Origin of the sequence: Klebsiella sp. GG_Kp146, from assembly GCF_040061975.1 — a bacterium.
Taxonomy (GTDB): Bacteria; Pseudomonadota; Gammaproteobacteria; order Enterobacterales; family Enterobacteriaceae; genus Klebsiella; species Klebsiella quasipneumoniae.
This window is the reverse complement of record NZ_JBEAHA010000044.1, coordinates 1-16919: the sequence shown is the minus strand read 5'-3', so window position 1 is coordinate 16919 and position 16919 is coordinate 1. Positions and strand designations below refer to the sequence as shown.

Genomic DNA, 16919 nt, shown 5'->3' with positions numbered 1-16919 from the left:
AAAGGGAAGGCTACCGAGCCGCCCAATAACTGCCTCAGGAGGCGTTTATGTCAACTATCCCTCAATTAGCTGAGCTGGGTTTTACCTCAGATGTTATACCTGTGATCAATACCCCAGCGCCCAATATGACTCGCGGATTTGAGCGCTTTCATATCAGCTATAACAGTTCATCTGCCGGGTATGGCTGCGATACAACCGCTCTGGTTCTGGATGGCCGTGTCTTTTTCGTACTGAACGGGGACCATGCCTGTGATATGACCAAAGCTGCCGCAGCACGCGGTATCGATGGTTGCATTGACGTCTTTATAGACCGTATCGAGTCGGCTAGTCGACACAGCGAGCATAAAATGGCAATTGGTCTGACAAACGATGAGTTCGGATTGATGCCGACCGCGCTCGCTGTCATCGGAGAAGAGAACATCCTCCGCCTTCTGTCTGCTGTGACAGGAAACGCTCGGGACTTTACAGCGTACGGTATTAATCAGGATTAACCATTCTCAGCTCCTACTGACCCATAACTTATGAGGCTTGTATGAAACTTGAAGATTTAACAGGTGACGACCGTGCTCTGGTTGTAGTCGCTCTCCAGGCTCTTCACCGGGAGCGAGCTAACGCATATTATGCAGCCTTCACCGCCTGCCAGCTCTCAGGCAAGAAACCACCAGCTGAAGCCCTTTTTGGCGTTGACGAAAGTATTTCGGCAATACGCAGGATTGGAGCTCACCCGCAGAGATGAAATCAACCAATGAGAAAGACGATAGTAGGGCATTACTCATCAGTGCAGGTCAGTTGTTGTTTGGTGAGCGCTGGCAAACGGAACTCGCCAGAGCCCTTGGCCTGTCAGACGGCAGGCGCATCCGTCAGTGGCTTTCTGGTGACAGACCAATTCCAGTTGGAATATGGGATGACCTGAGTGGTCTACTGAATGACCGAAGTTCCGAAATAGCTCTGATAGCTAAACACATTCAAGACAGGACGAATGAGAACGTATAGGTTCATTGAGCTGACAGTAGGGAGGGGGGAAAGTGACGCAACAATTCTCGCCTCCGCGTGAAGTCGTGGAGATGTCTCGGCGTATTTTTGAAAATCTAATCTCCAGTAGCCTCAATACTTCTGATACCACAGGAACCTGTATGTATGGTTCGATTCTGGTTTCCATGCTCCTGGAGAAATTTTCAGGTGTCAGGACACGCATCGCCGGTGGAGATGGTGTTGATGATGGTGGAATTCTTACTCCCGCCGGTATGAAGGGGCATTATTGGGTTGTTGCCAACGTACATGGAATGCTTTTTGTTGTCGATATCACGGCAGATCAGTTTGGCATGGACAAAATCGTATACAAAGGGCTAAAGGAAGCTCCAGAGTATATTGAGGGCCACCAAATCACCATTGATGACCATGTTCATGAGACCCTTCATCAGATTATAGAGAGTCACCGTTCAGAATATAACCAACCGTGAGTCCTATAAGAAAGGACAAACAATGGGAGTCCTGGCTCGGCAGAGCTCTTTGTACTGGTTAAAAACACAGATATCATTCCCCCTGGGTTATATGAGTGATAGACTATCACTCATATAACCTTTGGAGGTAAGAATGTCTGAATTTGAATCCCTTGCAGAAGAGCTGGTAGAAGAAGCAAGAAATGAAGAGGCCAAGCAACAGCAACGGGACCTGACACTGATAGGTAAAGTCTTGGAAATTTATGATCAGAAGTTCGTTGCAGAGCTTCTCCGTAAGCTGGGTAATTCAGACTGGACCAGGGAAACGCTAAATCGCTGGATTAATGGTAAATGTGGACCTCGTTCGCTCACCGTAACCGAAGCGTCTCTGCTCGAAAAGATGCTCCCTCAGCCGCCTGCTAACCACCCCGATTATGCTTTTCGCTTCATAGATCTCTTCGCCGGTATCGGCGGCATCCGTCATGGATTTGAGGCCATTGGCGGCAAGTGTGTTTTCACCAGTGAATGGAACAGCTATTCAGTCAAGACTTATAAGGCGAACTGGTACTGTGACCCCGATGAGCATATTTTTAATTCGGACATCCGGGATGTCACGCTCAGTCATAAAGATGATGTCAGCGAAGAATCCGCCTACGCCAATATCGACAAATCGATACCCGATCATGATGTCCTGTTAGCTGGGTTTCCATGCCAGCCTTTCAGCCTTGCCGGTGTCAGTAAGAAAAACTCTCTGGGCCGCAAACATGGTTTTGAGTGCGATACTCAGGGAACGCTATTTTTTGATGTCGCCCGCATTATCATGGCGAAAAAGCCAGCCATCTTTGTCCTTGAAAACGTCAAGAACCTCAAGAGCCACGACAAAGGCAAAACATTCCGCGTCATTATGGATACCCTGAATGAACTCGGTTACGACGTTGCCGACGCTGAAGCAACAGGTGCCGATGATCCAAAAGTTATAGATGGTAAACATTTCATCCCGCAACACCGGGAGCGTATTGTTCTGGTGGGGTTCAGACGTGACCTGAATTTAAGCCAGGGATTTAGTCTTGGTGATATTTCTTCTCTGTTCCCGGAAAGAAAGGTCCTGTTCAGAGAGCTTCTTGATAGTGAAGTAGAAGACAAATATACACTAACACCAAAGCTGTGGGACTATCTCTATCAGTACGCAAAAAAACACCAGCAAAAAGGAAATGGATTCGGATTTGGCCTGGTTAAACCTGATAATGATAACGCTATTTCTCGAACAATATCAGCAAGATACCATAAAGTACCTGTAGATAAGAGAAAAAGTCAACTTGCAACTTGTTCTTTTAACAGTAATTTTTCATAAACATAAAATGTCCATTTTTTGTATAAAAATGACATCTTCTTATCTATAGCCTCCTTGAGCTTTTGTGTCAAACCTGCCACTTACTCTAAATTGTTTACCACTCCATAACGTCGTCATCAGTAACACGTGTAGTGGCCAACTAAATCCATATCCTTTTATGACTAAGTTTTTAGTTTTATATACTGTATACATACACAGCCTGTTGTGTTAGGGTTACATCTGTGATTTTATATCACACATTCAACCCAGATGGAGTAAGTATGAAAGAGTTACAACCGGTTATTAATGAACTTATTGCACAATCTCGGGACGCTGAAAAGTGTAAACAAGAAGAAGAATTGTGTCTTTTGAAAAAAGTTCTGGAGATCTATGATCAAAAGGTTGTGGCGGAAGTACTACGAGCGGTGAGTGGTAGTGACTGGACGCGTGAAACAATCAATCGGTGGGTGAATGGCAAGCTAACTAATAAGCGATTGGTTGAGGTTGAAATTAAGATGCTTAAGAGCCTGTTACCTTCGCCGCCTGCACATTACGACCATAGTCGTTTTCGTTTTATTGATCTTTTTGCTGGTATAGGCGGGATACGTAGCGGTTTTGAAGACATTGGCGGAAAATGTGTATTCACCAGCGAGTGGAATGACTATGCCATCAGAACTTATAAAGCTAATTGGTACTGTGATGAAAATGATCATATTTTTAACTCAGATATTCGAGATGTGACTCTTAGTAATCAGGAAGATATTACTGAGGAACAAGCTTACACCCATATTGATAATAGTATTCCTGATCATGATGTCCTGCTGGCCGGATTTCCTTGCCAACCCTTTAGCCTTGCAGGTGTCAGTAAAAAGAATTCATTAGGACGTAAGCACGGGTTTGAATGCGATACGCAGGGAACTCTCTTTTTTGATGTTGCACGCATTATCATGGCAAAAAAGCCTGCTGTTTTTGTCTTGGAGAATGTGAAAAACCTGAAGAGTCACGATAAAGGTAAAACTTTTCGTGTCATCATGGATACTTTAAATGAACTAGGATATGACGTCGCAGATGCTGATTCTATGGGGGCTGATGACCCCAAAATTATTGATGGAAAACATTTTCTTCCCCAACATCGCGAACGTATTGTATTAGTGGGATTTAGGCGTGATTTAAAACTCGCAGAAGGTTTCACTCTTAGGGACATAGCTAAAGAATTTCCAGAACGGCGGCCTGCACTTAAAGATTTGCTCGATACGGAAGTTAATGACAAGTACATTTTAACGCCGAAACTTTGGGATTATCTTTATAAGTATGCTAAAAAACATAAAGAAAAGGGAAACGGGTTTGGCTTTGGTCTTGTAAATACTATAGATAAAACAACGTGTTGTAGGACTCTCAGTGCTAGGTATCACAAAGATGGATCAGAAATTTTAATTGACCGCGGATGGGATATGAGTGTTGGTGAAAAGGAATTTAATGATCCCGAGAACATGGCTCGTCGTCCACGTAGGTTGACCCCTAGAGAATGTGCTCGACTAATGGGATTTGAGAAGCCTGGAAAAGAAACCTTTCGGATCCCTGTATCTGATACGCAAGCATATCGACAGTTTGGAAACTCAGTCATTGTACCAGTTTTTGCTGCAGTAGCACGTTTATTAGATTCAAGAATCGCTCGCGCTGTCGAAATCCGAAAGTCAAAGAAACTAAGCAAAGCAAGTTGATTTTTTAAAAAAAAGCGCTCTGTAGCGCTTTTTTATACATTGGATCCCTTCAATTTAGAAGGAATCAACGAAGTATTGGTGAACACAATGGATAGCAGACTCAGCGAGCATTTTATTTTTGCAGCAGGAAAATCGCTTAGTGCGGTTGATGCTGTACCCTCCAGATCGAACCAGCATGAGATAGGGGGGTTGGTTAGAGTAGGTTTTGGAAAAGCAATAGGCAGTGTTTCATCTGGAGAAAAGCTACAGATTCCATGTTTGATGGTTTGGTTATCTGATGATGACAGTCATCTGATAAATACTACAGTAACATGGTATGATGCAAGAGCTGGGAAGGCGGACCGTGCCCCTGAATATCGACTTTATTATCCAAGTAATGAAGTTACGGACCGAATTGGTGAAGGCGATTTTCTACTAACTGCCCTTCGGCATAACAACGAGTTGGTAATCTGTTTTGCACCCAAAGATAGTCAAGTCGAATGGCAGTTACGGTCATTATTTGGACTTTCTTCAAGCAATATTACTGATCATCATTTCCATGGTGCCGAGTTGTCTGATAAAATGTTGTTGCTACCTATAAGAATACTCCTTGAAGAAATTGGGATTATCTTCGAGCCGGTACTAGATCCCCAAGATGTAACTTTGGAGTGGTTACTTTCTCGATATCCGGATGGTTTTCCTACATCCAAAGTTTTTTCAGAATTAGCCCGTGAGCGAGTCGGTCGCCATTCTGTTGGTGCACCCGATGAAACTCTAATGGCTTGGCTGGAAGAAGAAGAGATGCTTTTTCGTGTAATGGAGAGGCATATTATCAGACAGCAACTTCAGACTGGATTTGAAGACGAGAAAGATGATGTTGAAGCCTTTATTAAATATTCTTTGAGTGTTCACAATCGTCGTAAAAGTCGTGTGGGTTTTGCATTTGAGAATCACCTCGAAACTATTTTTATGGAACATGGTCTGTCTTTTGAAAAAGGCAGTCGCTGTAATGTCACTGAGAATAATTCAAAACCTGATTTTTTATTTCCATCATTTGCTGCCTACCATAATCAAGGATATCAGCAAGATAAACTACTCATTCTCGCTGCTAAAACTTCATGCAAAGACCGCTGGCGCCAAGTTTTAGCAGAGGCGGCTCGTATTCCAAAAAAACATCTGATCACGTTACAATCTTTAATAAGCATCAACCAATTAGAGGAAATGAGATATCATCAATTACAGTTAGTTATTCCATCTCCAGTGCTGGCGCTTTATTCCCCTAACAGTCAAAATTTCTTAATACCACTATCGGAGTTTATTACCGTCGTCAAAGAAACTACATATTGTGAACAAAAAGTGTAATTTCATCTATGGACTCAATTACCTTAAGTGATAATCTCCAAATAATATATTACTAGGAATAGGCATTTGTTCTTTGTGACCTCTGCCCAAATTCGATACCGTCTTGAACCAAAGGAGCTATTCACCTTGACCCTGGCCCAAATTCAGTGCAGTGCTAAATCAGAGATCTTCGTCTTTCCGGAGACTTCGGATGAATTCAGCCGGAGTCATGTCATTTAATGATGAATTCGTTCTCTCATGATTATATTCCCTGCGCCAGTTGTCGAGTTCGTCCTGCGCATCTTCCAGCGAGAGAAACCAGTGAATGTTCAGGCATTTATCCCGCAGACTGTCATTAAATGATTCAATAAGGGGTTATCCGTTGGTATTCCGGGGCGGGAGAAGTCCATTGTGACACCGTGCTCATACGCCTATTTATCCAGACTTTTCGAAATAAACTCGCTGCCGTTATCTGTCTGAATACGTACCGGCAGGCGTTTGCCCAGCACCCAATCTTTCCATCACACCGACCTCATCCTCACCTTTCAGCGACTTTCCGGCATGGATCGTTACACACTCCCGACTAAAATTATCCACTACAGTCAGCGCCCGGAAACGTCGTCCGTGATCTTGAACCGGTATCTCCGGACAGTTTTTTTTCTTAAGTTAACGATGCCCGCTGTCGCCGGAACTCTCTCGGAGAGTGATATCCCAGCGCGCTGTGCGGATGGTTTTCATTGTCATGCGTGAACGGTGCTGCAAGGTTTTGCAGTGCTAGTCTCACATCCGGTTTTGGCATGAACTCGATTTAGTCTTCCTTCATCGTTTTACGAACCGTTCGGCCATGCCTTTGCGCTGCGAGCCGCTCACTGCCGTTGTGCAGGGTTCCAGATTCAGCTCTCTGGAGAACCTCCACGTTTCATGCGCGGTATAAGCTGAAACGTTATTCGTCAGCAACTGCACTGGTGTGTCCGGCAACCTGTCGGCGAAGTGCTTTTCCACCGACTTCGTCATCACATCCTGCATCGTCGAACTGTAGTAGCCTCCCGTGCTTGCTGCCCAGTCAATGGCCTCACGGTCGCAGCAGTCCAGCGCGAACGTTACCCCCAGTTTTTCGCCGTTGTTGCAGCCGAACTCAAAGCCGTCTGAACACCAGCGCATATCGCTTTCTGCTACCGCGATTTTGCCTTTGTTCTCACGCTTCAGCTGCTCTTTTTTTTCATTCAATAACAAAAGGTTATGCTCAAACATTATCCTGTAAAGCCGTTTGGCATTTACCAGCGACACCCCTTCCGCGCGACGGTGCTTACGGAGGAAGCCCCATACACGCCGATAGCCGTAGCTGAGCATGTCGCTGATGATGTTTAGGATATCCAACAGTATTTCGGCGTCTGCTTCTTCATTAGGTAGGTGACGGTGCCTATCCTGCCAGTCGGCAGAACGGTTAATGCGCAGTGACAGCTGCGCACGCGACACGCTCATGGCGCGGTAGACCAGTGCTATTCCCCTTCCTTTGGCAACAAGGGTGCGTGCGCTATCCATTTTCGCGACTGGCCGTGCTCCACCGCTTCTTTCAGGAGCTCAACTTCAATCGTCTTCTTGCCCAGAAGGCGTTGGAGCTCCCGAACCCGCTTCAGCGCTACTGTGAGCTCAGAGGCAGGCTCGATTCTTCTCCGGCAGCAACGGCGGTGATGCTGCGTCCCTGATACTGCTTCTTCCATTTGAACAGCAGGCTGGGCTGAATACCGTGCGGACCAGCGACGTGGGAGACATTCATACCTGGCTCTATCGTCTGCTGGATAATAGCGATTTCCTCCTGAGGAGTCTTACGTTTACGGGCTTCTTGCCCTAACAGGCTGCCGGTCATCTCAAAATTGGCGTTAGTGTTAGACGTATATTCAAGCCTATCTCTTATCTTAAGATACAGCTCCTGTCTGGTATTTCAGGGGACTACATCACTTTGCTTCAGTTGTGTTAGCTAATTACCACATACGTTTAGCTACAAATGAAGGGTGGGGGGAGACAGAAACTATCAAAACTGCAACTGGCTACGCCGGGCCACTGAGCCACAATTGACTTCAGCTGGTGCCGATATGCCTCAAAGCGGAAATCAGAGGGCCTGAAGTACTCAGCCCCTCATGAAAGGAGGCATTATTCAACTGGTTCAGATCGTTAACTTATTAGCATAAAGTAAGAGGATATCCTCCTAAAACCTCAGAACATACGCCAGCGGTAAGATCAACAGCAAGATAGGGATATTAAATTTCCCGAACCGTGGGGCTTCAAAATATGCAACACGGAGATTGTAGCTCAAGAACAAAAAATGTCAATGTGGCAATGTTTTTAGTAAAAGATATATCAAGCTGAACATGCGCTGATATAGATATTCTATATGATTACTTTCTTGAATTTTGATCTGTTTCATTTCGGTATGGCGAATAAAATAATTATTTCCAATATCTGTAAGTTCTTTTGCTTCAATTTCTAAAATCGATCTGAATTCCGATGCCTGAGCAGCCGCATCTAGTAATCTCTTAGTAGACTCTTTTTTGTCAGCTGGATAAGATATGCTTTTCAGACGCTCCCAAAAATCCCAAATCTCTTTAAGTCCATCATAACGAATTGTGACATCATAGTTTATTATTTTTTCATTCGCGCGCTTGAGAATACTGCGTAACTCTTTTTCTTCAGGAATGCTAATGCTTTCCATCATTTGCTTCAGTTCCGGACTTAACATTCGGATGATATCACCTGATACAAGGAGTTCGTAAGCAAGGCTGTTTCTGGCAAATATTGTGTTTATTTTTTCCCTAAATTCTTCTCTACCAGCTTCAATTTGAAAATCGTGAAAGTGGTAATGCCCAAAATAGCTGTGATAGTCCCCTTTAACAGGTATGGCTACATGTTTATAGCAAAACTGAATTAAATCCATTACATCCAGATAATTTGGAACAAAAGGTACCATCTCTCTGGCCCATGATAATGATTCCTTTGTTTCAATTTCTGTTACCAATGGCCAGTCAAGGTTTGGGATTTCAGCCAGTAATGCGGCTTTTAGATCTTTGACCCCAGTGCCAACACACCCCTGCCCATCAGGACATTCTTCAGGAAAGTCCTTACCGAAGTAACCATTATTAGTCAAAATATTAATGTATGAAACAAGCCCAGCCCAGACTTTCGTCGTCACTTCGTTACTTATCCGTTGAGCCGGACCTCTTTCTATGTCACTAAAATATTTCATATTCGCTCCGGAAGATTTCTTGATCTAACAAATTTATGCCTTAATTTGTTCTCGGGCAAGCATCAATCCATTGAATTGTAGGATTCAGGCCTAAAAAATAACTAATCAGAAAAGCCGGACGCCAGCAACAGCGTCATTTTAAGCTTAAGCAGATACTTCGGTAGCTTCGCCTAGCGGTTGGCAACCTAGCGAATGGCGTAATATGAAAATCTATCTGCGGCGCGGCTATGCGGCTGACAGCACTGTGTGAGATTGATAAATTTCGGAGGAAGAACTACTCAATTTATCAATCTCTCAATTGGGTCAGTGGGTTAGGGTATAACGATATGACAAGGGAGAGGGCTGGAAGCTAGCGGATAACTCCCACCTAGCTAGATCGGTTTGTCGTGGAAACCCAGTTAGGCTGGATGAATACCACCCTGTAAGCTTTGCCGGTAGTCGCTGGCTAGCGACATCGTGAGACTACATATAGAACTAAAAAAAGATACCAATAAAAATCATCTTTAGACTAAAATTACTAATAAAAACAAAGTATTGCATGATTATTTGCAATGTTAGATGAACAGCCTATAAAGTCAAATCCGGGAAGAAAGGCAAAGAAAGCCACGTGGCAACGCTATACTTGGCTATCATTGATATTTATGTATTTTTTTAGTATAAAAGTGTGTTTCATTAGCTTTAGTTGAAAGGATTTATTCATGTTTAATCTAATAGTCGCTGGAGATATGTATGATTTCATCAAACAAGAAAGCGGCAATGAAAGTTTTCCGGTTTCACGTTTACTTGAATCAACACCAGAAGATATTAGAAATAAATTATTGCCTCTTACTGATAACTCTCTTAGGTATCTTTCGTCACTACCTGTTTTATTTATGACGGAGCCGGAAAAAGAGTCATGTGATGATTTTACAAAGGCTGAGTTTTCAGAGATAAGAATTGGGGGGATCAGTAATTTAAAGGTTGGGAAGTCAAGGAGGGATATAGTTATTGAATTCGAGTTTATAATTCATGAAAACCTCGGGAAATGCAAGTTGAATAATGATAATGATTATTCTAATGATCTTTCCCTAGGTGGTTTTGGTCTACATCGAACGCACTGGTCAATAAAAAAACTTGATATTGATGAAGCTTTGGAATTACTTGGTGTAAAAAAACGCCCCCCACTATTTAAATCTAAAAAAACCAATCCACCCAAAAAAAACAAAAATAAAGACACCACAATTTCTGATGTAAAAGAATACCTTGATATTATTTTGAAGCATGCATTTGATGAGGATGAAGAGGTATTTTACCGTGGTCATTCCGATCATCGTTATGAATTGGAACCATCGTTGTACCGTAAAAGTTCAGAGGGGATCTTTCGTTACAGGCAACATGAATCAGAAATGATTACAGAACTGTTAACCGTTCAACCCTATGAATTCACTAACGATAGATATATGCTCGATAAACTTGTTAGAATGCAACACTACGGCCTTCCAACACGTTTATTAGATGTGACTACAAATCCACTTATTGCACTCTACTTCGCATGTTCCAGTAAAAAGATAGAGAATGGAAATGAAGTCGATGGTAATGTAATAATTATTACCACTAAAAAAAATCAAATTAAGTTCTTTGACTCTGATACGGTCAGTTGTATTGCAAATCTTTCTCGTTTACCTGAACATTTAAAAAAACAATTAGATTTCACCCTCAACAAGCATAAGTTCAATAAAACTGATGCTTGCATGCAACTTTTACATCTAATAAAGGATGAAAAGTCATATTTCAAAGATGTCATTGAACCTTCTGATTTACGACGTCTACTTGTTGTTAAGGGAAGGATGACAAACCCAAGAATTAACTCTCAGTCGGGCGCATTCTTAATTTTTGGTGAAGATGCTGTTCTTCCTGAAACTGGTTTCAGTGAGATAAGAATACAAAAACTATGCATACAAAACAAAAGCGGTTTAATGAAAGAGCTTGCACGCTTTGGTATTACCGAAAGTACAGTTTATCCAGGCATTGAAAAAGCGGCTGGTGAAATCGCAAAAAAATATGATATGTCAAATAAATAACGATTGATAACTCCTCTTTGAATGTTATTGTTTAAAAAACTGTAACTTAGAGCGCGAACACTCAAAATCATATAAGTAACTTCGCGCATTGATGCTTTACCTCTCATTGTGCGAGATCAATTCCTGATGTGGTTCCATCTTCTTAGCTGTTACAACCCCTGTCATGTCTTGGCGGTTTTTAAAGATCCGCTTTGTGGCTAAATTAAGATGTCCGCTTGTAGGTTAAGATTCAGCTTTCGCCGAAGGCTTCCAGGTTCTTGGTCTGGAGTTGCTGCAGGGCTTCCAGCATCTCGTCCTGGTTCAGGCTTCTTTGTGATTTCTTGCCGGGATGTTTGGGCTGGGTTTATGGAGAAATTGGGATACTCCACATCCTCATCATGTTACGTTCCCAACAACGCGCGAGGAGTAAGGTGCTCAATAGGTAATTACCTGCAACAAAGGCTAAACAACCGGGAAAGTAAAACTGACCATCAGCAGGTGCAACTGGATAAGTTCCGCTAGGTGAATTTTGGCAGCTGTTCAGTAAAGATATCCCGCCATATCGAATAGGCGGAAGTCTATCTGAGTCGGCAGCAAAAAAGAAATCGACACTCTTATCGGTCGTTGAATGCCCTTGCCGTGAATCACCAGCTGCAGCAGACCCCCAACCACGTATTACATTCCCGGAATTGCTCTCCCGTGAGGAAAAGCGACTGATACCTGCAGAGGAGCGCTGTCCGGACTTCTACGATGCTGACGGAGGAGGCCCTGAAGTGTATCGGCAAGCTGTATACCGGTGAAGCGAAGATAGATAAATGCCGGCTGAGCAACGCCTTGTTGAACGTAATCAATAAGCTAAACCACAGCTGAAAGATCTTGAAATCAGGTTGCGTGTAAAGATGAAATCGCTGTCGTTACAATCGGAACTGGCGAAGATATTAACTTATGCCCTGAACCAGTTGCTGGCACTGACGTAATATGGCTGAGCCGAAGCCAATGAGCGAGGAGCGCTTCTGTACAGTCAGAACGTTATGTGTAAACTTAACGGCTTAGATCCAGAAAACAACCTTCATCATGTGCTTGACGCTATATGCCAGTCCATCGGGTGAGTGGACTGCTCCCACTGTGCGTAGCATCGCCAATTCAATAACTTGTCCTACTCGATAAGGTTTTCGCTGTACACTTACGACATTTTGAATGTTTACATCATAAAATATTTTTGATGAATCCCTCTATGCGGGGGTCGTAAACGTAGCTTGTATCGCCATAGCCATCCTCCGGGCGCCCAATGATATTTCGTTGAGCTCTGTCTGGAATTCTCATGCTTACCAGTCAATATAATCAGGAAAGCTTTCAAGCCGGCCGCTGCCACTTCAGAAGAGGGTAAGTTCAGCTACCGAATCATAACCCTCGACGTGATGAAATACGTCCAGTCTCCAAAACGTACCATGTACAAGCTTGACGATGGTGCAATACAGCTGCTCCAGCGAGCCGTTGATGCTGCCAGCACAACATCAGAATTTGACTAGCCCGCCATCCGAGGTAAGTAATGCCTGGAAGAACATTAACAAAGACTTGCAGCCTGATATTGAAACCACTTAGTACTTGCGACGATAGCGGTTGGATAAATACCGCTGGATGGCTTATCATAAATCACTAGCCGGATAGGTTATTTTACCGGTTTATTATAGGTATTATTATACTTATATTTCACCTTTAAATGAGTGGTTATATTATGATTAGAATGTGTTATGAAAACATGTCTTCGCCAGCATCGCGCAATAGACTAACATTAGAACTCCCTATATCTGAGGACAGAGGTAAAGTTTTTATCAGTGACTTTGACAGAGGGATTTCGACGCTTTCATAAGACATTAAAGATAAGCATTTTCATTATGCCTTATATGGTGAAAAGGAGGGGGGTATATCAATCTCGTTAGAGATCGCATGATCGAGCATACTCTTTACGGGGTTAAGGGAGATACCAGTGAAAATAGTGATCCTTACAAATTCTCACCTATTTTTTGCTCATTGTGAGAGGGGCGAATACTCATTATCGACTGCAATAAGACTTTTAAAAAAAAGCCACTAAGGCTTGATGAACTCACCTTTGAATAGAGTTACCCATGGCACGCTCTTCTTATGCTCGAAGGGTATGTTAACTCTTCGGTGTCACACTTCAGGATACCTACGAAGTATTCCGCTTAAGGGCTTGCTTCTTTGTTTTTTTTACCCAGCAATATCGATAATAAAAACCACGTGGAGTAAATCCGACAAAATAACGGTATGCTGCATGGTCAGCCAATATAGTAGTTTAATTATCTTGTTGGGTATTTTTCTAATGCTTTGAGAGAAAAGGAATATCAGATATTAAAGGAAGTGGCTCATCCTTGAGCTCACGGGTAGAACAGTGGACTTTGTTATGGCAGAGCAAAGTCACTAACTAGTATAGATAACATTCTGGATTTAACAAGTGTAACGGATAAATGACTTTACAATTCTGACTTATAACGAACAGGTATGATTGAGGAAGCCGTATTAAGATAAAGTATCTAATTCGTTTCAATATATCCGAAATATACTCCATTGAATATGGTAACTAACTGACCCACCTGAGTATTGTAATATATTGCAGACCATCTGATTGCTCTATCACTAACATTACAATTTTGACTGTGGTAATGTGACGTCTTATGTTTAAAGATGATTGTACGATGTCTTACGATTAAGCATGTCATCAATAGAAATTACAGTAATGGTTTTGTAGTAGATATGACGTTTCTCGGAGATTTAATGAGTAATTTATTCTTATTATTCAGCATGTGGCCAGTTTTCATGGTGTTATTTGTTGGGCTTTCGCTTGCTTTTTACGGCGTGTTGATGCGTAAAACTGCAATCTTCTGCTTCCTTACGGGCATCATCGTTGGTTTAGCTGGTTGGTTTTATGGATAATCATTAGTGCAGCAAATATGTGAACATGAAGATATATTTTCGCGAGTCAACGTCGGTTTTCTCGATTATCTTCAGAGAGATAGAGCTTTTTATCATACTGTGATGTCGGGTTTTTGAAACCTTACATTGTTCACACTGGGTGAATGTTGCTGCCTGATTTTTATCATTCTCAAGCGGGCAGTGAACGTCGAAATCTTGGGGGCGGCTTCGCAAACCGGCGGTTGTAATCAGCTATGAACTCTTCGGCAAAGGCGTTTGCGGCATGGGGTGTACTGATACCACAGAGCCGCTTCACTTTGATGAGGCGGTCCTGCCAACGTCAGGTGAGCCCACTCCCAATACTTGTCAAAGCTAAGTTCAGATGTCTGGGACAGGACAAAGTTCAAATGTCCGCTATGTGCCAGGATATAGTCATTCACACTCTGAGAGTTACACTTTTAAGTGATTCAGGGTATGCGCTTATTGGTTACGAATATTGTGCCAGAATCATGTGATTTGATGATTGCCGCTTTGCTTTCGAGCCAGTCAGTGCTCCACGTTCACTAACGAATACTCAGGGCATGCAGAAAAACTGCTGACTATATTTCTTTCGAAGAGCGTGGAATGCATACCAATCCCCGATAAAAAAGAGTTGGTGATGACTGCGAAGATCAGTTTGCTGTTCATGTTGGTCTGGACTGGGCGGATAAAAAACACGATGTCTGCGTTAGGTTTAAAAACGGTGATCGCATATTCCATGTGATTGAACATAGGCCTGAGGCACTTGATATCTGGCTCAATGAGTTACACCAGAGGGCGTAAGGCAGGATTGCTATTGCCGTTGAGCTGAAGAAAGGCCCGGTTGTGTATGCCCTACAGAAGTACCCATTTGTCACTGTTTTTCCAGTACACGTGTTTTCACTGGCCCGCTACCTACAGGCTTTCTGGCCCGGCGGTGCGAAGGATGATCTGCAGGATGCTGCGCTGGCATTAGACCTGATGCTACGTTATTCCCACAAGATAAAAGCCATTTAAGCTGACAAGCCGGATAGGTCCGCTTATTATAAAGCGTATGGTTCTCCTGGATGGAATACTTACACTCCTGCTGGCTTCGCTTCCTAGGAGAAACTACACTTAGCAGCATTTATAGTGCTTTAAATACGCTCAGTACAGCATATAGCTGGAGTAATGAAAAATAATGAAAAGTCGCTTTGAAAACGCCTTCCAAGAAGCAGCATCCGCTGCAAACCGAGCAGTCAGTGCTGTAATGCAGAAGTATTCGTCCGGGTTAGTCACGGATGAAGACGACATCACTGGGGCACTTATCGGCCGGTTGGACGCAGCTTTTGACAGAAATATTGGTGGTATCACATGGTCTTCATCCATTCTCAGGCATCGTAAGGGTGTCGCGGCACAAGAGAAGAAGGCCGGTGCAGACATGCTGATCCATGTCACAATTGACACACCTTCACTCACCTATTCAAAGGGAGCTTTGATTCAGTCAAAGAGAATTGATGAGGGTATTGCGATGACAGCACATGGTCACAGAGAACTGGTGGGTCAGTGCGAAAAAATGCTGAATATCACTCCGGCTTCGTTCATTTTCAACTATACGAAGTCAGGAATGCGCTGCGCTTCCGCAATGAGGATTGCTGGGGAACTTAGCCCAATGTTAAACGACTCGTGCAACCTTACTTCATATCGGTTCTTCTTGGAGTTGTTCCGATGTACCATTGGAGATCGCAACATTACATCGGCTAAGTTTGATGATCTCCAGATACCTCAGGGCATCGCCATCATAGGAACGCAAGGATAAGGACAGCTCCGTAACAGACCTTGAGGTGATGTATCCCCAAGTCGAAGGGCGGCATACTGTCAAAGACAGTTTGAGTAGTTTCCGTAATTCTTTACTAATACTAGGCCGAGGAAAGAATTGCTGTTCGTGCCCGATTTTCGTCACATTTTTTCCAATTTTATGAGCGGCCCGCTAGATTAGTACCCTTGAGAAATTACTTGCGACGAGTGGAATGCCCATCAGGTCTACTGATAAAAATCATTGAATGACTGCTCCTCGCTCGCAACGGACCTTCAGTTCAGTCAGTCATGTCCGCAGTGTGCCAGAAGCGGACGTTTAAATACAGAGTTGATAATGATAGCTATGCAATATTCAAATTAAGGCCTTAGCATATATTGATATATATCGAGTCTAAGAATTTTTATTTAATCCAAAATCATGAACTTTTAGCTTTAATTTTTCAACTAAGTCTTCGTCGCGCACACCAAACATTAAATTAGACCAGTCTCCGGTAATGGCGCAAATCTTCTCATAGTGTTCTTGATTGGCAGGTATATTCATCGTAAGACGCCACTCGATAAACTCGTTATTATTAGAGGCGCATGTTAGTTTTTTAATATAGCTCTTCATACCCATTTCCAGTCCTGAACGTGTTAGTGTATTATCTCTCATACATATCTTGTGCTCAAGGCATGCAGACTCAATGCTCGCCAATCTAAAAGCATGTGATGGGTAATTAGCATTTTGACTATCATTCATCATAGGGCGTTTAAAACTCAACGCCCAAAAAAATGAAGCCACGACATATATGCATATACCGAGATTTATACTGCTCAGCGTGCCAGCATCAACGCCTTCATATTCTGAATCGGGAAAAAAACATTCCTGTAATTCTAAAAGCATGAATTGAAATGCATAAGAATCTGCGATAATTTCACGAGCGTGTGCATCAAGTTTTTTTGCTTCATCCGCTTCATCCGCTTCATCCGCTTTATCCGCTTCATCCGCTTCATCCGCTTCATCCGCTTCATCCGCTTCATCCGCTTCATCTACTGCTTCTACTGCTTCTACTGCTTCTACTGCTTCTACTGCTTCTACTGCTT

9 protein-coding genes and 5 pseudogenes are annotated in these 16919 nt (G+C 43.0%); 10 read left to right on the top strand and 4 right to left on the bottom strand.

The annotated features are described in order from the left end of the window. Positions 1–47: 47 nt before the first annotated feature. The 5 genes and pseudogenes from ABLU95_RS25035 (at position 48) to ABLU95_RS25015 (ending at position 5831) form a co-directional block, all read left to right on the top strand. Positions 48–491: a hypothetical protein gene (locus ABLU95_RS25035; RefSeq protein WP_348880464.1), complete on the top strand. Its 444-nt coding sequence runs from the start codon at positions 48–50 to the stop codon at positions 489–491. 534 nt (positions 492–1025) lie between these two features. Next, positions 1026–1460: a hypothetical protein gene (locus ABLU95_RS25030; RefSeq protein WP_348880463.1), complete on the top strand. Its 435-nt coding sequence runs from the start codon at positions 1026–1028 to the stop codon at positions 1458–1460. Positions 1461–1593: 133 nt separating this feature from the next. Next, positions 1594–2727 (top strand): annotated as a pseudogene (gene dcm, locus ABLU95_RS25025) (DNA (cytosine-5-)-methyltransferase); the annotation flags it as partial. A gap of 323 nt (positions 2728–3050) precedes the next feature. Next, positions 3051–4490 (top strand): DNA cytosine methyltransferase, encoded by a 1440-nt coding sequence (locus tag ABLU95_RS25020; RefSeq protein WP_114267510.1) that lies wholly within the window; start codon positions 3051–3053, stop codon positions 4488–4490. Between the two features lie 87 nt (positions 4491–4577). Then, positions 4578–5831 (top strand): type II restriction endonuclease, encoded by a 1254-nt coding sequence (locus tag ABLU95_RS25015; protein WP_114267509.1) that lies wholly within the window; start codon positions 4578–4580, stop codon positions 5829–5831. A 159-nt stretch (positions 5832–5990) separates the two neighbouring features. Here ABLU95_RS25015 and ABLU95_RS25010 read toward each other — a convergent pair. The 3 genes and pseudogenes from ABLU95_RS25010 to ABLU95_RS25000 all read right to left on the bottom strand — a co-directional run. After that, positions 5991–6437, bottom strand: a pseudogene (locus ABLU95_RS25010) (integrase core domain-containing protein); the annotation flags it as partial. A 34-nt stretch (positions 6438–6471) separates the two neighbouring features. Then, positions 6472–7677 (bottom strand): annotated as a pseudogene (locus ABLU95_RS25005) (IS3 family transposase). Positions 7678–8136: 459 nt separating this feature from the next. Beyond that, complete coding sequence (locus ABLU95_RS25000) at positions 8137–9051, bottom strand: hypothetical protein (RefSeq protein WP_335272418.1); 915 nt, start codon at positions 9049–9051, stop codon at positions 8137–8139. Between the two features lie 698 nt (positions 9052–9749). On the opposite strand from ABLU95_RS25000, the gene ABLU95_RS24995 reads away from it, so the two are divergent. From ABLU95_RS24995 to ABLU95_RS24975, 5 genes and pseudogenes are all read left to right on the top strand, one after another. Further along, on the top strand, positions 9750–11111 hold the full coding sequence (locus ABLU95_RS24995; protein WP_114267507.1) for an FRG domain-containing protein: 1362 nt from the start codon (positions 9750–9752) through the stop codon (positions 11109–11111). A 714-nt stretch (positions 11112–11825) separates the two neighbouring features. Next, positions 11826–12240, top strand: a pseudogene (locus tag ABLU95_RS24990) (transposase); the annotation flags it as partial. Between the two features lie 1643 nt (positions 12241–13883). Then, positions 13884–14042, top strand: a complete 159-nt coding sequence (locus ABLU95_RS24985; protein ID WP_335272419.1) for a hypothetical protein — start codon at positions 13884–13886, stop codon at positions 14040–14042. 672 nt (positions 14043–14714) lie between these two features. Next, positions 14715–15053: pseudogene (locus ABLU95_RS24980) on the top strand (transposase); the annotation flags it as partial. A 166-nt stretch (positions 15054–15219) separates the two neighbouring features. Continuing rightward, the gene (locus ABLU95_RS24975) at positions 15220–15837 is read left to right on the top strand and encodes a hypothetical protein (protein ID WP_114267506.1); all 618 of its coding nucleotides are present in this window, start codon (positions 15220–15222) and stop codon (positions 15835–15837) included. Between the two features lie 390 nt (positions 15838–16227). Here ABLU95_RS24975 and ABLU95_RS24970 read toward each other — a convergent pair. Further along, on the bottom strand, positions 16228–16919 hold a 692-nt coding region (locus ABLU95_RS24970), incomplete at its 5' end, for a hypothetical protein (RefSeq protein WP_348880462.1).